This is a genomic window from Bacteroides sp. GM023 (assembly GCF_014750685.1).
GTDB lineage: Bacteria > Bacteroidota > Bacteroidia > Bacteroidales > Bacteroidaceae > Bacteroides.
Window position 1 is genome coordinate 1,041,552 of the sequence record NZ_JAAXGE010000002.1, and the last position, 20,916, is coordinate 1,062,467.

A 20,916-nucleotide genomic window follows, 5' to 3' on the forward strand; every position below is an offset into this window, starting at 1 on the left:
AAAAATGGAGAAAGAAGGGAATAATTTGTTCCAGGTCAACCTGAAAGGGATGATTGCCCTGTTGTCGGAACATATTTATAGTAATCCGAATACTTTTGTCCGGGAGTTGTTGCAGAATTGCGTAGATGCTATCACGGCGCTACGCAATATTGACGAGAATTATGCAGGTCGTATTGATGTCTTTCTGAATGATGACAAGACGGTGATATTCCGGGATAATGGAGTCGGGCTGAAAGAGGAAGAAGTACATCGTTTTCTTACTATTATCGGAGAAAGTTCGAAGCGGGATACGCCCGATGCGGATGATTTTATAGGCAGGTTTGGTATCGGACTGCTGTCTTGTTTTGTGGTGACCAATGAGATTTTGGTGGAGAGCCGTTCGGCAATGGGCGGGCAGGCTGTCCGTTGGTGTGGAAAGGTGGACGGCACATACGAGCTGACTTTGTCTGACGAGGAACAGCCTATCGGTTCACAAGTGGTGCTGCATCCCAAGAGTGACTGGATGCATCTTTTTGAATATGAGATGTTCAAAAAGATACTGGTCAATTATGGCGAGGTGCTGCCTTATCCTATTTATCTGCATTATCAGGGTGAAGAGGAGTTAGTGAATACCCCGTCACCTGTCTGGCTCGACCCGAAAGCGACTCGTAAGGAATTGCTCGACTATGGGGCAAAGACTTTCCAGTCGTCTGCCCTCGATGCTTTCAGGATAAAGACCGAAAGCGGCCGGGTGGAAGGCGTGCTCTATATTCTGCCTTTCCGTACGCAGTTTTCCGTGCGCAATTCGCATAAGGTATATCTGAAACGTATGTTGTTGAGTGAGGATGATTGCAACTTGTTGCCGCCGTGGGCTTTCTTTATTCGTTGCCTGGTGAATGCGGACGGGTTGCTGTCTACCGCTTCGCGGGAGTCTTTGGTGAGCAATGATTTGCTGAAAGATGCTAGGAAGGAGATTGGAACGGCTATCAAGGATTATTTGCGGGGATTGGTGCAGAATAATCGTGAAGTGTTTAATAAGATTCTGGATGTTCATCACTTCCATATTAAGGCGATTGCTTCGGAAGATAATGAATTGCTCCGTTTGTTTATGGATTATCTTCCTTTTGAGACTAATAAAGGATTCCGTACTTTCGGGAGTATCCGTTCGGCGGGCAATGTAATATGCTATACCCGTAACTTGGAAGACTTCCGGCAGGTGCGGCGTATCGCCGGGGCACAGGGATGGCTGGTAGTGAATGCTGCTTATACATTTGATGAAACGTTGCTGAAAAAGTATGCCCGCCTGAATTCGGAACTGACGCTGGATGAAATATCTCCTTCGCGGCTGTTGGAGCAGTTTGGCGAAGTGGAAACCAATAAGGAGTTTCAGGATTTTGAGACGAAAGCGAATGAGTTGCTGAAGCGTTTCGGCTGTGTCTGTCGCCTGAAGCATTTCACACCGGTGGATATTCCGGTGATATTCGTGGCGGAAGAGAAAGAAAATACGGTGAAAAGTGCCAACAATCCGCTGGCGGCTGTGCTGGGCTCGGTGAATACTGCCAAGCAGATTCCCCCTACATTGACGTTCAATGCGGATAATGAGATGGTGCGGACGCTGTTGCGGATACAAGGCGACAATAAGATGTTTCAGCACGTGGTGCATATACTGTATGTACAGTCGCTCCTTCAGGGAAAATATCCGGTGAACAGCGAGGAAATGGAACTCTTTAACCATTCGCTTAGCGAATTGATGACTGCGAAAATGAATGATTTTATTAACTTCCTGAATTAATTGAAAGAATATGAGATACACACTTGAGATACAAAAACTGCTGTTGCAGACTCAAAATGAGAGCTTGCGCCCCCGTGAGAAAGCAAACTTGCTGAAAGAAGCGATTCGCATTGCGGATGATAATGAGGATGTGGAATGGGCTACGGAGATGCGTCTCGACCTTATTTATGAACTGAATCTTCTTTCGGCGGATGCTGAAGAGATAACAGTGTTTTCCAAAATCCTGGATGATTATGAAAATCACAAGGATATTATTAAGGAAGATGATTTGTTGTGGAAATACAAGTGGATATGGGCTTGTACTTTCGACCTTCCTGATATTCCGATGGAGCAGGTGAAAGCGGTTGGAGAGGACTATAAGACGCGTATTCTGAGAAATGGATATTCCCTGCGGAGTTATTATCATCGTTGGTCGGTAGAATGTGTCTGGATGCGGCAGTATGAGATGGCGAAAGAGTATATTGACAAGATGCTGGCGGAGAAGATTGACGACCAGTCATGCGAGGCTTGCGAATTGAACTTCATGCTGGATTATTATTTGGAAACAGGGCAGTTTGATGAGGCTTACAGCCGGGCACAGCCGTTGATTACCAAGCAGGTGAGTTGCTACGAAGCGAATCTGCGTGCTTTTCTGAAACTATCTTATTATGCACTGAAAGCCGGTAAGCCGGAGATTGCTGCCGATATGTGTGCCCGTGCCGAAGAAGGATTGGCGGGAAGAGAGAAAGATGAATATTTATTGTCATATATGGGGCTGTTTGTTGCCTACAATATGATGACGAAGCCGGAAAGAGGCTGGGAATATGTTGAACGTTGCATAGACTGGAGCTTGCGCACCAACTTGCTGAAGAAATATCGTTTCTCCTGTGATATGGTAGAGACAATGAAACATGCAGACCGTCAGGAAGTTCGGTTGTCTTTGCCGGAAGAATTTCCTCTTTATCGTGCGGATGGGGTTTACGCTGTCTCTGAGCTGCGTGATTATTTCTATCAGCAGGCTGCAGAACTGGCACAGCGGTATGATGACCGGAATGGAAATAGCGGATATACAGACCGATTGAAAGAAATAATGTCCAATTAATTGGCAACATGTAGATTAATCTGTATTTTTGCCGTCCAATTATTTACTAAAAACACTGAATCACAGAAAAATGAGAAAATGGCGTATTGAAGATTCGGAGGAACTCTACAACATCACAGGTTGGGGTACCTCGTACTTTGGTATTAATGGCGAAGGCCATGTTGTTGTTACACCGCGTAGAGACGGAGTGACTGTCGATTTGAAAGAGTTGGTCGATGAGTTACAACTGCGGGATGTGGCATCTCCCATGCTGTTGCGTTTTCCGGATATTCTGGACAACCGTATCGAAAAGATGTCGTCTTGTTTCAAACAGGCGGCGGAAGAATATGGTTATAAGGCTGAGAATTTTATTATTTATCCGATTAAGGTCAACCAGATGCGCCCCGTGGTGGAAGAGATTATCAGCCACGGAAAGAAATTCAATCTCGGACTGGAAGCCGGCTCCAAACCGGAACTTCATGCGGTGATTGCTGTCAATACGGATTCCGACTCGTTGATTGTCTGCAACGGTTATAAAGACGAAAGTTATATCGAACTGGCTTTGCTTGCACAGAAGATGGGCAAGCGTATCTTCCTCGTCGTGGAGAAAATGAATGAATTGAAGCTGATTGCCAAGATGGCGAAGCAATTGAATGTGCAGCCGAATATCGGTATCCGCATCAAGCTGGCTTCTTCCGGTAGTGGCAAGTGGGAAGAATCGGGAGGTGATGCCAGTAAATTCGGTCTGACGTCCAGCGAACTTCTCGAAGCGCTCGATTTTCTCGATAGCAAAGGAATGAAGGATTGCCTGAAACTGATTCATTTCCATATCGGTAGTCAGGTGACGAAGATTCGTCGTATCAAGACTGCTTTGCGTGAAGCGTCACAGTTCTATGTGCAGCTTCATTCGATGGGATTTAAAGTGGAGTTTGTCGATATTGGCGGCGGTTTGGGTGTTGATTATGACGGAACCCGTTCGTCGAGCAGTGAAGGAAGTGTGAACTATTCCATTCAGGAATATGTGAACGACTCTATTTCTACGTTAGTGGACGTGAGCGATAAAAATGACATCCCGCATCCGAATATCATTACTGAAAGTGGACGTGCATTGACAGCGCATCATTCAGTGCTTATCTTTGAAGTGCTCGAAACGGCTACTTTGCCGGAATGGGACGATGAAGAGATAATCGCTCCGGATGCGCACGAACTGGTGCAGGAATTATATGGCATTTGGGATTCGTTGAATCAGAATAAGATGTTGGAAGCATGGCATGATGCCCAACAGATTAGGGAAGAAGCGCTGGATTTGTTTAGTCATGGAATCGTGGACTTGAAAACACGGGCTCAGATTGAACGTCTGTATTGGTCTATTACACGTGAGATTAATCAGATTGCCGGTGGTTTGAAGCATGCGCCTGATGAATTTCGTGGATTGTCCAAGTTGCTGGCGGATAAGTATTTCTGTAACTTCTCGTTGTTCCAGTCACTTCCTGACTCTTGGGCGATTGACCAGATTTTCCCGATTATGCCTATTCAGCGGTTGGATGAAAAACCGGAGCGTTCGGCTACTTTGCAGGATATTACCTGTGACTCGGACGGTAAGATTGCCAACTTTATCTCTACGCGCAACGTGGCTCATTATCTGCCTGTGCATAGCTTGAAGAAAACAGAACCTTATTACTTGGCTGTTTTCCTGGTGGGGGCTTATCAGGAAATTTTGGGTGATATGCATAATTTGTTCGGTGATACGAATGCCGTGCATGTTTCCGTGAATGAGAAAGGATATAATATAGAACAGATTATTGATGGAGAAACGGTAGCGGAAGTGCTGGACTATGTACAGTACAATCCGAAGAAACTGGTGCGTACACTCGAAACTTGGGTGACGAAATCAGTGAAAGAGGGTAAGATTTCCCTGGAAGAGGGAAAAGAGTTCCTTTCCAACTACCGTTCGGGACTTTACGGATATACTTACTTAGAATAACCGGCAAGGTGCCGGAGCCGGATTCTCCATTCGGTGAACTTATTAGAAATCAAGAAATGAGAGAAAAACTAACAGTAATTAAGGTGGGTGGCAAAATCGTAGAAGAGGACGCCACCCTTCGTCAGTTGTTAAATGACTTTGCCGCTATCGACGGACATAAAGTGCTGGTTCACGGCGGCGGTCGTTCGGCTACAAAGATTGCCGCACAACTGGGTATTGAAAGTAAAATGGTAAATGGGCGTCGTATCACTGATGCGGAGACTTTGAAAGTGGTGACAATGGTGTATGGCGGCCTGGTGAATAAGAGTATTGTGGCCGGACTACAAGCACGTGGAGTCAACGCGCTGGGGCTGACCGGAGCGGATATGAATGTGATTCGTTCGGTGAAACGTCCTGTGAAAGAAGTGGATTACGGCTTTGTCGGTGATGTGGAAAAGGTGGATGCTACTTTGCTGTCGGACTTGATACATAAGGGTGTAGTTCCGGTGATGGCACCGTTGACACATGACGGAGAAGGAAATATGCTGAACACCAATGCGGATACCATTGCCGGAGAGACGGCAAAAGCTTTATCGGCCTTGTTTGATGTGACGTTGGTATATTGCTTCGAGAAGAAGGGAGTGCTGCGCGATGAGAACGATGACGATAGTGTGATTCCGCAGATTACCCGTACCGAATTCGAACAATACGTAGTCGATGGCGTTATTCAAGGTGGCATGATTCCAAAGTTGGAGAACTCTTTTGAAGCAATAAATGCGGGAGTGTCTGAAGTGATAATTACCTTAGCGTCAGCGATTAACGACAACGGTGGAACAAGAATAAAAAAATAATTCAAAAAAAAGTAGTGGGCAACTGTAACTTTTCATATCCTAGCCCGTCATTATTATAGAGATGCAAGAAATCAGCTTCCGAAACGATATTTTGCCACTGAAGGATAAACTCTTTCGATTGGCACTCCGAATTACCCTGGATAGGGCTGAAGCCGAGGATGTCGTTCAGGACACCATGATAAGAGTGTGGAACAAGCGTGATGAGTGGTCGCAATTTGAATCGGTTGAAGCCTATTGCCTGATAGTGGCAAAGAACTTGGCGATAGACCGGAGTCAGAAGAAAGAAGCTCAAAACGTGGAACTCACCCCCGAAATGGAGGAAGAACCTGATGCAAACAGTCCGTACGACCAGATGGTTCATGATGAAAGAATGAACATCATCAATAGGCTGGTCAACGAACTTCCCGAAAAACAGCGGCTTATCATGCAACTGAGGGACATTGAAGGTGAAAGCTATAAAAAAATTGCAGCCCTGCTGAATCTGACAGAGGAACAGGTCAAAGTAAACCTCTTCAGAGCCAGGCAAAAGGTAAAACAAAGGTATTTAGAAATTGACGAATATGGATTATAAGGATATAGAACAGCTCCTGGAGCGATACTGGCAATGCGAAACTTCCATCGAGGAAGAAGCTACATTGCGCGACTTCTTCTCAAAAGAAGACGTACCGGCTCATTTGCTTCGCTATAAGAACTTGTTTGTTTATCAGCAGGTTCAGCAGGAAGTAGGACTGGGCGAAGACTTTGACGCTCGTATTCTGGCAGAGGTGGAGCCTGTGGTCGTAAAAGCAAAACGCTTGACACTGACCGGCCGTTTCGTTCCTCTGTTCAAGGCCGCTGCCGTAATTGCAATCATCCTTTCGTTGGGGAATGTAGCACAACATTCTTTCTCCGGCGATGACGGAAGTGTATTGGCAACAGATACCATTGGTAAACAAGTAACAGCACCATCAGTCGCTATCTCAAACGATGTGAAAGCGGATCAGGTCCTGGCTGACAGCCTGGCGAAGATTAACCCAAAGGTGCAGGTTATGAACGAATAGACATTTTCATTTGCTTTAAACATATAATATAGTTAGTGTGCTTAATTAAAACAACAACGAAGGCGAAACTGTGAAGTTTTCAATTCTCTCAAATTTTTAGATTAAAACTAACTAAATAAATGGGCTACCGCGCGATGCAGTAGCCCTTTTATGCTTTTATGTAGTAATGAATAGAGGAATGTGTATTTTAATAATCTTTTCTCCATATGTAGGGGTATAAAAGTGAAATATAATACATTATCTACTTAACAGTCAGATAAAATACTATTTTTGTGGTGTCATAATAATAATGAAAATATGAGAATAGTGGTTTGTGCTTTATTTCTGTTTGTGATATACCCAATTAGTGCACAGCAGAATTCGGATAAGAGTGTAGCGGAACTTGAAAATCGCTCTGCGATACTTAATCATATTGATAAGTATTGTAAATCGTTTGCGGATAAGGATATGTCTTATTTCAAAGATAATTTCGAAAACTGTTTTAGAATTCTGCCCAGTGGTAAAACGGAAAGTTCCAAAGATTATTTGCAAAATCTAAAAAGAATTTTTGGAAGGAATCAGGAGTCGAAAGCAATCGTCGAAGATGTTAAGATAATCAGACATCCGGTTAAACGGGGCTTTTATGGAGTGAGTATGATAATGACCCATGATGCCGGAATTTATTATGATAAAGGTTATTTCTTTTGGCTGATTGATTTAAGAGAACCTAATCGAATCTGTACACATATATCTGCTTGGCAACCCTATGAGTCAACACCTCAAGAAGAAAGGTTCGGAATTAAAGATTTAAATATTGATTAATAGGAGAGAATAAGGGAAAATATAAAGAGTAAAGCTAACTAATGCTAGCTTTACTCTTTATATTCTATACTTTGGGGATATCTGTTGAATATTCCTTTCTATTTTATCTGTCTTACTTTCTTCCGTGGAGCATCAACTTCCTGAGGATTTCCTTTATAGGCAATATCACCACTTCCACTAACGCGGGCAGTTAACTTGTTACTTGCATAGCAACTGATATTCCCAGAACCGCTTGTACCGGCTTCTACGTTCTTGGCTTGAAGGTCTGAAGCCCGAATATCTCCTGAACCGGCAATGGAATATTTCGCCTGACTGGTTTTGCCGTTGAGACTGATGTCTCCCGAACCGGCAATCCTGGCATGACATTCCTGGCTTTCTATTTGTTGCAATCTTACATCTCCTGAGCCATTGATTGAAATAGCCATTTTCTGACACTTGAATCTTGTCCCTTGAATATTTCCCGAGCCGTTGATTTGGATACCAATATCTTTGGATGTTTGTATTCCATTGGCTAAGTTTACGTCTCCTGAACCGTTAATGGTCAGTTTATTCAAATCCGGTGAAAATACTTTTATCTCTAATTTGCCTTTCCATACATTTACGTTCTTTTTGAATTTCAAGACTAATGTGCTACCGTCAACGGAAGTTTCCACAAGCGGTACGATATTATCAGAACCATAAATCTTGATGTGGCTACGACTATCTTGGTAATAAGTGACGTTCATACTGCCCAATAACTTGATTTCATTGAAGTTTTCTGCTTTTACTTCTTTGGTGATGTAGTTTTTGCTACCTGTGACGTGTTTTCCCTGCAAGCAAGAGCCGGCAGTAAATATTAGAAAGAATCCCGTAGCTAATAAGACCAATAAACTTGTTTTCATAATAATGTTTTTCTATGATTGATATTCTTTAGACGGGGGAACTTTCAGGAAAGTTGCATCTTATATAAGTTTTTTCGTTAGAATCTTCTTTTTTATTACTTTTGCAATGATTGTCAGGAGGATTATAATGGATAAGATTATTGAAGATGATGAATTAGGGTGTTTGATAGTACGTGTTAATCCACGTGCAAAAAGTCTCGTGTTCCGAACAAAAAGTGATGCTGTCTACGTCTCGGTACCACCGGGCACTACAATGAAAGAAGTGAAGCGGGCAATCGAAAATCTGCGCAGCAAACTTATGACTTCCCGGCAGAAAATAGCTCGTCCTTTGATTGACCTGAATTATAAGATTGATGCGGAACATTTCAAGTTGTCACTGCTGTCCGGTGAGAAAGAACAGTTTTTCGCTAATTCCCGATTGGGATGTATGGAGATTATTTGTCCGCCTCATGCCGATTTCTCTGATGATAAACTACAAAACTGGCTGCATAAAGTCATTGAAGAATCAATGCGGCGGAATGCGAAAAGTATTCTTCCGCCACGTTTGGAACGTTTGTCCAAGCAGTGTGGGCTACCTTACGCAAGCGTGAAAATAAACTCCAGCCAAGGTCGGTGGGGAAGTTGTTCGGGACGAAAAGATATAAATCTATCCTATTATTTAGTCCTGTTACCTTCACATTTGATAGACTATGTGCTTTTGCACGAACTATGTCACACTCGTGAAATGAATCATAGTGAACGTTTTTGGGCGCTCTTGAATCAATTTACAGAAGGCAAGGCATTGGCTTTGCGGGGGGAATTGAGAAAATATCGTACTGAAATATAGGCTGGACTTTGTTAAAGTAGCAATGCGTATTAGAAACATCTGTTTTCTATTTGAATATCCATTTTCTATTTGGCCAATTGCTTAATCCCGTCCGCTTCTTTTTCGAATTGATAAGTTCCACCCCTTTCGCTAAGGTCGAATGTCGACACTAATTCTGTATTATTATCTACAATCAATAAAGCGCTCTGCTCAGCAAAACGACCGATTTCTACAGTATAGGGCTCTTCAGGCATGATTTTATTGGAAATGAGGCTGTCATTAACAAACAATGAAATAGAATCTCCGGCAAATCCTTTTACCAGACTAATCGTATAAGTTTCGATAAAATGTCGTTCTTCCTGTTTATCCCGTTGCAAACGCATACTCATGTAGATAAAAATAACTACTACAAAGATAACTGCGAAAGCAAGGAGTCCGTTGCCTAGCATGAACTGTTTATTGGTGTTGAGACGATGTGCCATAGTGCCTGTTTTTTTAATTGCGGTGTAAAGATACGAAGATAAGACTGTTAATTCATACTTTTTTTCTTTAATGTTTTGTAGTCGAACAGATTATTTATATCTTTGCAACCGGAAACGGATGAAAGGTGGAGGGGCAATTAAGCTCCTTTTTTTGTTCTTATATAGTGAATAAATGATAGAAAAGAAAACTGTTTGTCAGATTGTAGAAGAGTGGCTGGAAGGAAAAGACTACTTTTTAGTAGAGGTGACCGTGAGCCCGGATGACAAGATTGTGGTCGAAATTGACCATGCAGAAGGTGTTTGGATTGAGGATTGTGTGGAGCTTAGCCGCTACATAGAGTCGAAACTGAACCGTGAAGAGGAAGATTATGAACTGGAAGTGGGCTCGGCCGGCATCGGACAGCCCTTTAAAGTGCTGCAACAGTATTACATTCACATCGGACAAGAGGTGGAAGTGATGACAAGAGGCGGACAGAAACTGGCAGGTGTCCTGAAAGATGCTGATGAAGAGAAGTTTACAGTATCCGTACAGAAGAAAGTTAAAATGGAAGGTTCCAAGCGCCCGAAGCTGGTAGAAGAGGACGAAACCTTCACTTATGAGCAAATAAAATATACTAAATACTTAATTAGCTTTAAATAGTTATGGCCAAAAAAGAAGAAACAATCAGCTTGATTGATACATTTTCGGAATTTAAGGAACTGAAGAATATCGATAGAACGACGATGGTTAGCGTACTCGAAGAGTCGTTCCGTAGCGTAATCGCGAAAATGTTTGGCACCGATGAGAATTACGACGTAATCGTGAACCCGGACAAGGGTGACTTCGAGATATGGCGTAACCGTGAAGTTGTGGCCGATGAAGATTTAACTAACCCGAATATGCAGATTTCGTTGAGCGAAGCACAGAAGATTGATGCTTCCTACGAAGAAGGCGAAGAGGTGACTGACGAAGTTATCTTTGCGAAATTCGGTCGTCGTGCTATCCTGAATCTCCGCCAGACACTGGCTTCCAAGATTCTGGAACTTGAAAAAGACAGTATTTATAATAAATATATAGATAAGGTAGGTACAATCATCAATGCGGAAGTATATCAAATCTGGAAAAAGGAAATGTTGCTTCTTGACGATGAAGGAAACGAACTGCTGTTGCCTAAGACCGAACAAATCCCGAGCGATTTCTATCGTAAAGGTGAAACGGCCCGTGCAGTAGTTGCCCGCGTGGATAACAAGAACAATAATCCCAAGATTATCTTGTCACGTACTTCTCCCGTTTTCCTGCAACGTCTGTTTGAGATGGAAGTACCCGAAATCAATGATGGCTTGATTACCATCAAGAGGATTGCCCGCATCCCCGGCGAACGCGCCAAGATTGCGGTAGAATCTTATGATGACAGAATCGACCCCGTAGGAGCCTGCGTAGGTGTAAAGGGTAGTCGTATTCATGGCATCGTTCGTGAGCTTCGCAATGAGAATATCGACGTAATCAATTATACATCGAATATTTCATTGTTTATACAGCGCGCTTTGAGCCCGGCAAAAATTTCTTCTATCCGTCTGAATGAGGAAGAGAAAAAAGCAGAGGTGTTCCTCAAACCGGAAGAAGTATCGCTGGCTATCGGTAAAGGCGGTTTGAATATCAAGCTGGCCAGTATGTTAACTGAGTACACTATCGACGTGTTCCGTGAGTTGGATGAGAATGTAGCTGATGAGGATATCTATCTCGATGAGTTTAGAGACGAAATCGACGGATGGGTGATTGATGCAATCAAGGCTATCGGTATTGATACGGCGAAGGCTGTGTTGAATGCTCCACGCGAGTTGTTGATTGAAAAGACGGACCTGGAAGAAGAGACAGTGGACGAGGTAATACACATTTTGAAATCGGAGTTTGAAGAAGAAGAGCCGGAACAAGAACAAGAACCGGAAAAGGAACAAGAGTAATTAGGTAATTACAATTGAGATTTTCTTCGCTCCATTTATTCATTAAATTTAAAATATGACGATAAGGTTAAACAAAGTTACAAGAGATTTGAATGTAGGAATCACAACGGTTGTTGAGTTCCTGCAAAAGAAAGGGCATACCGTTGAGGCTAATCCTAATACTAAAATTAGCGAGGAGCAGTACGCTATCCTCGTGAAGGAGTTTAGTACAGATAAGAACCTTAGACTTGAATCGGAGCGTTTCATTCAGGAACGTCAGAATAAGGAACGTAATAAGGCATCGGTATCGATTGAGGGCTTCGAAAAACAGCCTGAGAAGCCGAAGTCGGAAGATGTGATCAAGACAGTCGTACCTGAGGATGCACGTCCGAAGTTTAAACCTGTCGGGAAAATAGACTTGGATAAATTGAACGGTCGTAAAACAGAAAAGGTAGAAAAGGAACCGGAACAGAAAAAAGAAACTGTTGTGGAGCGACCTGTTGTTAAACCTGAAGTGAAGAAAGAACCCGAAGTGAAGGTGGAAGAGGTGGTAGCACCTGTTCAGTCCGAACCAGTGGTGAAACAAGCTGAAACAGTAAAACAAGCCGAACCGGTGAAACAAGCTGAACCTGTGAAACAGCCTGAGGCAGTGAAACAACCGGAGCCTGTAAGACCGGAACCTGTGAAACAACCGGAACCTACAGTAGAAAAGAAACCGGCAGAAGTTGAAAAAGTAGTGGAAGAAGTGATTAAAGAAGAGCCGAAGGTGAAAGCTGCACCTGTGAAGGCGGAAGAAAATAACAGAGTGGAAAGACCTGTAAAAGCAGCATCGGCAGAAGTCGCACCGGAAGCATCGGCAGAAAAAGTGGCTTCTAAAGACGATGAAGTATTCAAAATCCGTCAACCGGAATTGGGTGCGAAGATCAATGTTATCGGCCAGATTGACTTGGCTGCGTTGAACCAGTCTACTCGTCCCAAGAAAAAATCGAAGGAAGAGAAACGTCGTGAACGCGAAGAGAAAGATAAAATCCGTCAGGATCAGAAGAAGTTGATGAAGGAAGCTATCATCAAAGAGATTCGTAAGGATGATCCCAAGCAACCGAAAGTGGGAGCGAAAGATAACGCTGACGTTAACAAGAAGAAACGGAATCGTATCAACAAGGAGAAGGTGGACGTGAACAACGTGGCAACTTCCAACTTTGCTGCTCCGAGACCGAATGTACAAGGTAAAGGTGGTGCCGGTGGACATGGTGGTAACAACAGTGGTAACGCTGGTGGTGGCAACAACCAAGGCAACAATAACAACCGGAGAAATAACAATAACAATAGAGACCGCTTCAAAAAGCCTGTTATCAAGCAGGAAGTGAGCGAGGAAGATGTAGCAAAGCAGGTAAAAGAAACTCTTGCACGTCTGACAACCAAAGGCAAGAACAAAACTTCAAAATACCGTAAGGAAAAACGTGAAATGGCTTCCAACCGTATGCAGGAACTGGAAGATCAGGAAATGGCAGACAGTAAGGTATTGAAGCTCACCGAATTCGTAACGGCTAATGAGCTGGCAACGATGATGGACGTTTCTGTCAATCAGGTTATCGCTACTTGTATGAGCATCGGTATCATGGTTTCTATCAACCAACGTCTGGATGCGGAAACTATCAATCTGGTTGCCGAAGAGTTCGGATTCAAGACTGAATATGTAAGTGCGGAAGTGGCACAGGCCATCGTTGAAGAAGAAGATGCACCGGAAGATTTGAAACCGCGTGCTCCGATTGTTACAGTGATGGGACACGTTGACCACGGTAAGACATCTTTGCTCGACTATGTGCGTAAGGCGAATGTTATAGCCGGTGAGGCCGGTGGTATCACACAGCATATTGGTGCATACAACGTAAAGTTGGAAGACGGACGTCGCATTACGTTCTTGGATACTCCGGGTCATGAGGCGTTTACCGCTATGCGTGCCCGTGGTGCGAAAGTAACGGATATTGCCATTATTATTGTGGCTGCCGATGACAACGTGATGCCGCAGACGAAGGAAGCAATCAACCATGCGATGGCAGCAGGAGTACCTATTGTCTTTGCAATCAATAAGGTGGATAAGCCGACTGCAAATCCGGATAAGATTAAAGAAGAACTGGCCGCTATGAACTACCTTGTTGAAGAATGGGGTGGTAAATATCAGTCACAAGATATCTCTGCCAAGAAAGGGTTGGGTGTGGAAGAATTGCTGGAAAAAGTATTGCTGGAAGCCGAAATGCTCGACTTGAAGGCAAATCCGGACCGTAATGCTTCTGGCTCTATCATCGAGTCTTCACTGGATAAGGGACGTGGATATGTAGCGACTGTGCTGGTATCTAACGGTACTCTGAAAGTAGGGGACGTTGTATTGGCAGGAACAAGCTACGGACGTGTGAAGGCTATGTTCAACGAACGTAACCAACGCATCACGAAATCAGGACCTTCTGAACCGGCATTGATTCTGGGATTGAATGGCGCTCCTGCCGCAGGTGACACTTTCCATGTAGTCGAAAGCGATCAAGAAGCTCGTGAAATCACCAACAAACGTGAACAGTTGGCTCGTGAACAAGGCTTGCGTACGCAGAAAATCCTTACATTGGATGAACTGGGTCGTCGTATTGCTTTGGGTAACTTCCAGGAATTGAACATCATCGTTAAGGGTGACGTGGACGGTTCTGTTGAGGCATTGAGCGACTCGTTGATTAAGCTGTCTACGGAACAGATTCAGGTAAATGTCATCCATAAGGGTGTGGGAGCAATTTCCGAGTCAGACGTTTCTCTGGCTGCCGCTTCGGATGCAATTATCGTCGGATTCCAGGTACGTCCTTCGGGCGCTGCCGGTAAGATGGCGGATCAGGAAGGTGTCGACATCCGTAAGTACTCTGTCATCTACGATGCAATCGAAGAGGTGAAGGCTGCTATGGAAGGTATGTTGGCTCCGGAAGTGAAGGAGCAGATTACTGCGACTATCGAAATCCGCGAAGTGTTCAACATCACGAAGGTGGGTCTTGTAGCCGGTGCAATGGTGAAGAGCGGCAAGGTGAAACGCAGCGACAAGGCTCGTTTGATTCGCGATGGTATCGTTATCTTTACCGGAAACATCAATGCTTTGAAACGTTTCAAGGACGATGTAAAGGAAGTAGGTACAAACTTCGAGTGCGGTATCAGCTTAGTGAACTGCAACGACATGAAGGTGGGCGATATGATCGAGGCGTTCGAAGAAATTGAAGTGAAACAGACACTGTAATAAGCAGTACTGAATCCATATCAGGCACGGATTACGCGGATTTCACGGTTCATTAATAAATCCGTGTAATCTGTGAAATCCGTGCCTGAATTGTATAATATAGTAAAGGAATATGGCAACGATTGATATAATAATCCTTATTATAGTGGGCGCAGGGGCGATTGTAGGTTTTATAAAAGGCTTCATTCGTCAGTTGGCTTCTATCTTGGGATTGATAATCGGCCTGATGGCGGCGAAGGCTTTGTACGCTTCTTTGGCAGAAAAGCTCTGTCCGACAGTGACCGATTCAATGACAGTTGCGCAGGTATTGGCTTTTATCATGATTTGGATAGCCGTCCCGCTGATTTTTGTACTGATTGCTTCATTGTTGACAAAAGCTATGAAAGCCGTTTCCTTGAATTGGCTGAACCGCTGGTTAGGAAGCGGGCTGGGAGCATTGAAGTTCCTGTTGTTAACAAGTGTGGTGATTGGTGCGATACAGTTCATAGATGGCGATAATAAGTTAATTAGTGCAACAAAAAAGGAGGAATCCTTGTTATATTATCCGATGGAAACGTTTGCGGGGATATTTTTTCCTGCTGCAAAGAATATGACGCAACAATATATATTAGAGAATAAAGATGCAACAAGAAGAACCCAATAAGAAGAACCCCAATCAGAAAGATGAACTCGAAGGGAAGAAGACCGATAATGAGTTTGTCAGGAAGTTTGCGGAAGAGAAATATAAGTATGGCTTCACTACAGAGGTGCATACAGACATCATTGAGCGTGGACTCAATGAGGACGTGATTCGTTTGATTTCATCGAAAAAGGACGAGCCGGAGTGGATGCTGGATTTCCGGCTGAAAGCGTACCGCCATTGGCTGACGCTGGAGATGCCTACCTGGGCACATCTCCGTATTCCTGAAATAGACTATCAGGCTATTTCCTATTATGCCGACCCGACCAAGAAGAAAGAAGGTCCGAAAAGTATGGAAGAAGTAGACCCTGAACTGATAAAGACATTCAATAAGCTGGGAATCCCTCTGGAAGAACAGATGGCGCTTAGCGGAATGGCGGTGGATGCCGTTATGGACTCCGTTTCCGTAAAGACTACCTTCAAGGAGACGTTGATGGAGAAGGGAATTATTTTCTGCTCATTCAGTGAAGCGGTACGGGAGCACCCGGACTTGGTAAAGAAATATATGGGTTCGGTAGTAGGTTACCGTGACAACTTCTTTGCTGCGTTGAACTCGGCTGTGTTCTCGGACGGTTCATTCGTCTATATTCCGAAAGGGGTACGCTGCCCGATGGAACTTTCCACTTATTTCCGTATCAATGCCCGTAACACGGGACAGTTTGAACGTACATTGATTATAGCGGATGATGACGCCTATGTTTCTTATCTCGAAGGATGTACGGCTCCGATGCGTGATGAAAATCAGTTGCACGCCGCTATTGTGGAAATCATCGTACACGACCGTGCCGAAGTAAAATACAGCACTGTTCAGAACTGGTATCCGGGAGATGCCGAAGGTAAGGGCGGTGTATATAACTTTGTGACAAAACGCGGTAACTGCAAAGGAGTGGATAGTAAACTCTCCTGGACACAGGTGGAAACCGGTTCGGCAATTACCTGGAAATATCCTTCCTGTATTCTGACAGGCGATAATTCGACTGCCGAGTTTTATTCCGTGGCTGTGACAAATAATTATCAGCAGGCGGATACCGGTACGAAGATGATTCACCTGGGCAAGAATACCCGTAGCACGATTGTGAGTAAAGGTATCTCTGCCGGACATAGCGAGAACTCTTATCGCGGATTGGTACGTGTAGCGGAGAAAGCGGATAATGCGCGTAATTATAGCCAGTGTGACTCTCTGTTGCTGGGAGATAAGTGCGGTGCGCATACCTTCCCGTATATGGATATTCGCAATGAGACAGGAGTGGTAGAGCATGAAGCTACGACAAGCAAGATTAATGAAGACCAGATATTCTATTGCAATCAACGCGGTATCCCGACAGAAGATGCTATCGGACTGATTGTGAACGGATATGCGAAAGAAGTTTTGAATAAGCTTCCGATGGAATTTGCGGTAGAAGCACAGAAGTTGCTTACTATTTCGTTGGAAGGAAGTGTAGGATAAAAAATAAAAGTGATTATGTTAGAAATAAAAGACCTGCATGCCAGCATTAATGGCAAAGAGATATTGAAAGGCATCAACCTTACGGTGAAGCCGGGCGAAATACATGCAATCATGGGACCGAACGGTTCCGGTAAGAGTACACTTTCTTCCGTCCTGGTAGGTAATCCTGCTTTTGAGGTAACGAAAGGCTCGGTCACTTTTGATGGAAAGAATCTGTTGGAGTTGAGTCCCGAAGACCGTAGCCACGAAGGTATCTTCCTTAGTTTCCAGTATCCGGTGGAAATTCCCGGCGTAAGTATGGTGAACTTTATGCGCGCTGCCGTGAACGAGCAACGCAAATATAAAGGTCTGCCCGCACTGACAGCCAGTGAGTTCCTGAAGTTGATGCGTGAGAAACGTGCAGTCGTTGAACTGGACAATAAACTGGCTAACCGTTCGGTGAACGAAGGTTTCTCCGGTGGCGAAAAGAAACGTAACGAAATCTTCCAGATGGCAATGCTCGAACCGCGTTTGAGTATTCTCGACGAAACAGACTCCGGCCTGGACATCGACGCGCTCCGTATTGTAGCCGAAGGAGTGAACAAACTGAAAACTCCCGACACAAGCACGATTGTCATCACTCACTATCAACGTCTGCTCGATTATATCAAACCGGATGTGGTACATGTACTTTATAAAGGCCGTATCGTAAAAACTGCCGGACCGGAACTTGCTCTGGAACTGGAAGAAAAAGGATATGACTGGATTAAGAAAGAAGTAGGAGAATAATGATGAATGCTGAACAACAATACATAGAACTCTTCTCACAGACGGAAGCCATGATTTGCAAGCATAGTGCCGAAGTGCTGAATGCACCCCGTGCCGCTGCTTTTGCCGATTTTGAGCGAATCGGATTCCCGACCCGTAAGATGGAGAAGTACAAATATACGGATGTAAGCAAATACTTTGAACCGGACTTCGGCCTGAACCTGAATCGTCTCGCTATCCCGGTCAACCCGTATGAAGTGTTTAAGTGTGACGTGCCGAATATGAGCACCGCTTTGTATTTCGTAGTCAACGATGCATTTTATAACAAAGCACTTCCCAAAAGTCATTTGCCGGAAGGCGTTATCTTCGGTAGTCTGAAAGACGTAGCCGGACAACACCCTGAACTGGTGAAGAAGTATTACGGCAAACTGGCGGATACTTCCAAAGATGGCGTGACGGCTTTCAATACCACTTTTGCACAAGACGGCGTCATCTTCTATGTGCCGAAAAATGTAATTGTGGAAAAGCCTATCCAGTTGGTAAACATCCTGCGTGCAGATGTCAACTTTATGGTAAACCGCCGCGTGCTGATTATCTTGGAAGATGGCGCACAAGCCCGCTTGCTGATTTGTGACCATGCCATGGATAACGTGAACTTCCTTGCAACGCAGGTTATTGAAGTCTTTGCCGGAGAGAATGCCGTATTCGATATGTACGAACTGGAAGAAACACATACCAGCACAGTCCGTATCAGCAACCTGTACGTAAAACAGGAAGCGAACAGTAATGTCCTGCTGAATGGCATGACTTTGCATAACGGTACTACCCGCAATACAACCGAAGTGCTGCTGGCAGGCGAAGGCGCTGAAATAAACCTTTGCGGTATGGCAATTGCCGACAAGAACCAGCACATAGATAATAATACAAGCATCGACCACGCAGTGCCGAACTGTACCAGCAACGAATTATTCAAATATGTTCTCGACGACCAGTCGGTAGGCGCATTTGCCGGACTGGTATTGGTACGTCCCGACGCACAGCATACCAACTCGCAACAGACCAACCGGAATCTTTGTGCTACACGCGACGCCCGCATGTATACACAACCCCAGTTGGAAATCTATGCAGACGATGTGAAATGTTCGCATGGGGCAACTGTCGGACAACTGGACGAGAATGCATTATTCTATATGCGCTCACGCGGAATTGAAGAGAAAGAAGCCCGTTTGTTGCTGATGTTTGCGTTTGTCAATGAAGTCATTGATACGATTCGTTTGGAGGCATTGAAAGACCGTCTGCATCTGTTGGTCGAAAAACGTTTCCGTGGCGAATTGAACAGGTGCCAGGGTTGTGCAATCTGTAAATGATGATTAATCACTAAGAAAATGGATATTCAAAAGATACGTGAGGATTTTCCGATATTAAGCCGTACGGTCTACGGTAAACCTTTGGTTTACTTCGACAACGGTGCAACGACTCAAAAACCCCGTTTGGTAGTTGATTCGTTGGTGGACGAGTATTATTCCGTGAATGCGAACGTGCACCGCGGCGTGCATTACCTCTCGCAACAAGCTACGGAACTGCATGAAGCCTCCCGTGAGACGGTGCGTCAGTTTATCAATGCCCGTAGCACGAGCGAAGTAGTCTTTACCCGTGGTACAACGGAAAGCATCAATCTTCTTGTCTCCAGTTTTGGTGATGAGTTTATGCAAGAGGGTGACGAAGTTATTCTCTCAGTGATGGAACATCACAGCAATATCGTTCCCTGGCAATTGTTGGCAGCCCGCAAAGGCATTGCCATCAAAGTAATCCCCATGAACGACAAAGGCGAACTATTACTGGATGAATACGAAAAGCTTTTCTCCGAACGTACGAAGATTGTCAGCGTAGTTCAGGTTTCCAATGTCCTGGGCACTGTGAATCCGGTGAAAGAGATGATTGCTACCGCTCATGCGCATGGCGTACCTTTCCTGGTAGATGCCGCCCAGTCTATCCCTCACATGAAGGTGGACGTACAGGATTTGGATGCCGATTTCCTGGTATTCTCCGCTCATAAGGTATATGGCCCGACAGGAGTCGGCGTACTTTATGGAAAAGAAGAATGGCTGGACCGTATGCCGCCTTATCAGGGCGGGGGAGAAATGATTCAACACGTCTCCTTCGAGAAAACAACGTTCAACGAACTTCCTTTCAAGTTTGAAGCCGGTACGCCCGATTACATCGGAACCACAGGCTTGGCGAAAGCCCTCGACTATGTGAACGGCATCGGCATGGAAAAGATTGCGAAACACGAACATGAACTAACAACCTACGCCCTGCAACGCCTGAAAGAAATACCTGATATGCGTATATTCGGTGAAGCCGCTGACCGGGGGGCAGTAATCTCCTTCCTGGTAGGTAATATTCACCACTTCGACTTGGGCACTTTGCTGGACCGTTTAGGGATTGCCGTCCGTACCGGACACCATTGCGCGCAACCCTTGATGCAGCGACTGGGTATCGAAGGAACTGTCAGGGCATCGTTCGCCATGTATAATACGAAAGCGGAAATTGATGCGCTGGTGGCAGGAATCGAACGCGTCAGCCGTATGTTTTAAAATATGAATCGCTGTTCCTACGGGAATGGCGATTTTTTTATTCTTTAACTAAAAAAAGATGCCTTCAAGTGCAGTGATTTGAAGTTTCAAGCGTCTAATATGTAAAAGGAATATTTGGAGGGTCGTGAGACCATGCTTATATTATAAATTCTCTCTCTTTAACATTAATGGCAGCTATATCGTAAAAAGTTACGGTATAGCTGCAACTTTTTAAGGGTGTTCCTCGTCTAATAGATAGCGAATCAATTAAAAAGAGAAAAAACTATGTTAGTAACAACAACTCCCATCATTGAAGGGAAAAGAATAGTGAAGTATTACGGAATAGTTTCCGGCGAGACAATTATAGGTGCCAATGTATTCCGTGACCTGTTTGCAAGCATCCGCGACATTGTAGGCGGACGCTCCGGCGCATACGAAGAAGTGCTGCGTATGGCGAAAGATACAGCTTTGAAAGAAATGCAGGCACAGGCAGCCCAACTGGGAGCTAATGCCGTGATAGGTGTTGATTTGGACTACGAGACAGTAGGAGGTAGTGGCAGTATGCTGATGGTGACTGCTAACGGCACAGCCGTAAAGATTGAGGATTAATTGATTATTATTGTGTGTG

19 protein-coding genes are annotated in these 20,916 nt (G+C 44.5%); 17 read left to right on the top strand and 2 right to left on the bottom strand.

The genetic code is table 11. From position 1 onward, the window contains the following. Positions 1-4: 4 nt before the first annotated feature. The 7 genes from HC965_RS06390 (at position 5) to HC965_RS06420 (ending at position 7,486) form a co-directional block, all read left to right on the top strand. Positions 5-1,771, top strand: a complete 1,767-nt coding sequence (locus tag HC965_RS06390; RefSeq protein WP_191030672.1) for an HSP90 family protein — start codon at positions 5-7, stop codon at positions 1,769-1,771. Positions 1,772-1,781: 10 nt separating this feature from the next. After that, entirely contained in the window at positions 1,782-2,852 is a 1,071-nt protein-coding gene (locus HC965_RS06395; protein ID WP_191030673.1) for a hypothetical protein, read from the top strand. Positions 2,853-2,922: 70 nt separating this feature from the next. Further along, complete coding sequence (gene speA, locus HC965_RS06400) at positions 2,923-4,815, top strand: biosynthetic arginine decarboxylase (protein ID WP_191030674.1); 1,893 nt, start codon at positions 2,923-2,925, stop codon at positions 4,813-4,815. 56 nt (positions 4,816-4,871) lie between these two features. Continuing rightward, positions 4,872-5,645, top strand: coding sequence for an acetylglutamate kinase (gene argB / locus HC965_RS06405; protein ID WP_191030675.1), 774 nt, complete (start codon positions 4,872-4,874; stop codon positions 5,643-5,645). Positions 5,646-5,706: 61 nt separating this feature from the next. Further along, the gene (locus tag HC965_RS06410; RefSeq protein ID WP_044654420.1) at positions 5,707-6,216 is read left to right on the top strand and encodes an RNA polymerase sigma factor; all 510 of its coding nucleotides are present in this window, start codon (positions 5,707-5,709) and stop codon (positions 6,214-6,216) included. After that, a complete protein-coding gene (locus tag HC965_RS06415; protein WP_191030676.1) occupies positions 6,206-6,685 on the top strand; it encodes a hypothetical protein in 480 nt (159 codons plus the stop codon). Before HC965_RS06410 ends, HC965_RS06415 begins: the two co-directional genes overlap by 11 nt. Before the next feature lie 297 nt (positions 6,686-6,982). After that, the gene (locus HC965_RS06420) at positions 6,983-7,486 is read left to right on the top strand and encodes a hypothetical protein (protein ID WP_191030677.1); all 504 of its coding nucleotides are present in this window, start codon (positions 6,983-6,985) and stop codon (positions 7,484-7,486) included. 98 nt (positions 7,487-7,584) lie between these two features. Here HC965_RS06420 and HC965_RS06425 read toward each other — a convergent pair whose 3' ends face one another. Then, complete coding sequence (locus HC965_RS06425; RefSeq protein WP_191030678.1) at positions 7,585-8,367, bottom strand: head GIN domain-containing protein; 783 nt, start codon at positions 8,365-8,367, stop codon at positions 7,585-7,587. Positions 8,368-8,494: 127 nt separating this feature from the next. On the opposite strand from HC965_RS06425, the gene HC965_RS06430 reads away from it, so the two are divergent. Then, a complete protein-coding gene (locus HC965_RS06430; RefSeq protein ID WP_191030679.1) occupies positions 8,495-9,193 on the top strand; it encodes a SprT family zinc-dependent metalloprotease in 699 nt (232 codons plus the stop codon). 65 nt (positions 9,194-9,258) lie between these two features. Here the strand turns inward: HC965_RS06430 and HC965_RS06435 are convergent, their stop codons facing one another. Then, positions 9,259-9,654, bottom strand: coding sequence for a hypothetical protein (locus HC965_RS06435; RefSeq protein WP_191030680.1), 396 nt, complete (start codon positions 9,652-9,654; stop codon positions 9,259-9,261). Between the two features lie 172 nt (positions 9,655-9,826). On the opposite strand from HC965_RS06435, the gene rimP reads away from it, so the two are divergent. The 9 genes from rimP to HC965_RS06480 all read left to right on the top strand — a co-directional run bounded on the left by rimP (position 9,827) and on the right by HC965_RS06480 (position 20,897). Continuing rightward, positions 9,827-10,294, top strand: a complete 468-nt coding sequence (gene rimP / locus HC965_RS06440) for a ribosome assembly cofactor RimP (protein WP_167961297.1) — start codon at positions 9,827-9,829, stop codon at positions 10,292-10,294. Between the two features lie 2 nt (positions 10,295-10,296). After that, positions 10,297-11,595 carry a transcription termination factor NusA gene (gene nusA / locus HC965_RS06445; protein WP_191030681.1) on the top strand — a complete coding sequence of 433 codons (1,299 nt, stop codon included), beginning with the start codon at positions 10,297-10,299 and terminating at the stop codon, positions 11,593-11,595. Positions 11,596-11,650: 55 nt separating this feature from the next. Next, positions 11,651-14,839, top strand: coding sequence for a translation initiation factor IF-2 (gene infB / locus HC965_RS06450; RefSeq protein WP_191030682.1), 3,189 nt, complete (start codon positions 11,651-11,653; stop codon positions 14,837-14,839). 112 nt (positions 14,840-14,951) lie between these two features. Beyond that, positions 14,952-15,482 (top strand): CvpA family protein, encoded by a 531-nt coding sequence (locus tag HC965_RS06455; protein ID WP_191030683.1) that lies wholly within the window; start codon positions 14,952-14,954, stop codon positions 15,480-15,482. Beyond that, positions 15,460-16,965 (top strand): Fe-S cluster assembly protein SufB, encoded by a 1,506-nt coding sequence (sufB, locus tag HC965_RS06460; protein WP_191030684.1) that lies wholly within the window; start codon positions 15,460-15,462, stop codon positions 16,963-16,965. Before HC965_RS06455 ends, sufB begins: the two co-directional genes overlap by 23 nt. A 15-nt stretch (positions 16,966-16,980) precedes the next feature. Further along, on the top strand, positions 16,981-17,733 hold the full coding sequence (gene sufC / locus HC965_RS06465; protein WP_191030685.1) for a Fe-S cluster assembly ATPase SufC: 753 nt from the start codon (positions 16,981-16,983) through the stop codon (positions 17,731-17,733). 2 nt (positions 17,734-17,735) lie between these two features. After that, positions 17,736-19,079 carry a Fe-S cluster assembly protein SufD gene (sufD, locus tag HC965_RS06470; protein ID WP_191030747.1) on the top strand — a complete coding sequence of 448 codons (1,344 nt, stop codon included), beginning with the start codon at positions 17,736-17,738 and terminating at the stop codon, positions 19,077-19,079. An 18-nt stretch (positions 19,080-19,097) separates the two neighbouring features. After that, positions 19,098-20,309 carry a cysteine desulfurase gene (locus HC965_RS06475; protein WP_191030686.1) on the top strand — a complete coding sequence of 404 codons (1,212 nt, stop codon included), beginning with the start codon at positions 19,098-19,100 and terminating at the stop codon, positions 20,307-20,309. Between the two features lie 264 nt (positions 20,310-20,573). Then, the gene (locus tag HC965_RS06480) at positions 20,574-20,897 is read left to right on the top strand and encodes a heavy metal-binding domain-containing protein (protein WP_191030687.1); all 324 of its coding nucleotides are present in this window, start codon (positions 20,574-20,576) and stop codon (positions 20,895-20,897) included. Positions 20,898-20,916: the final 19 nt, after the last annotated feature.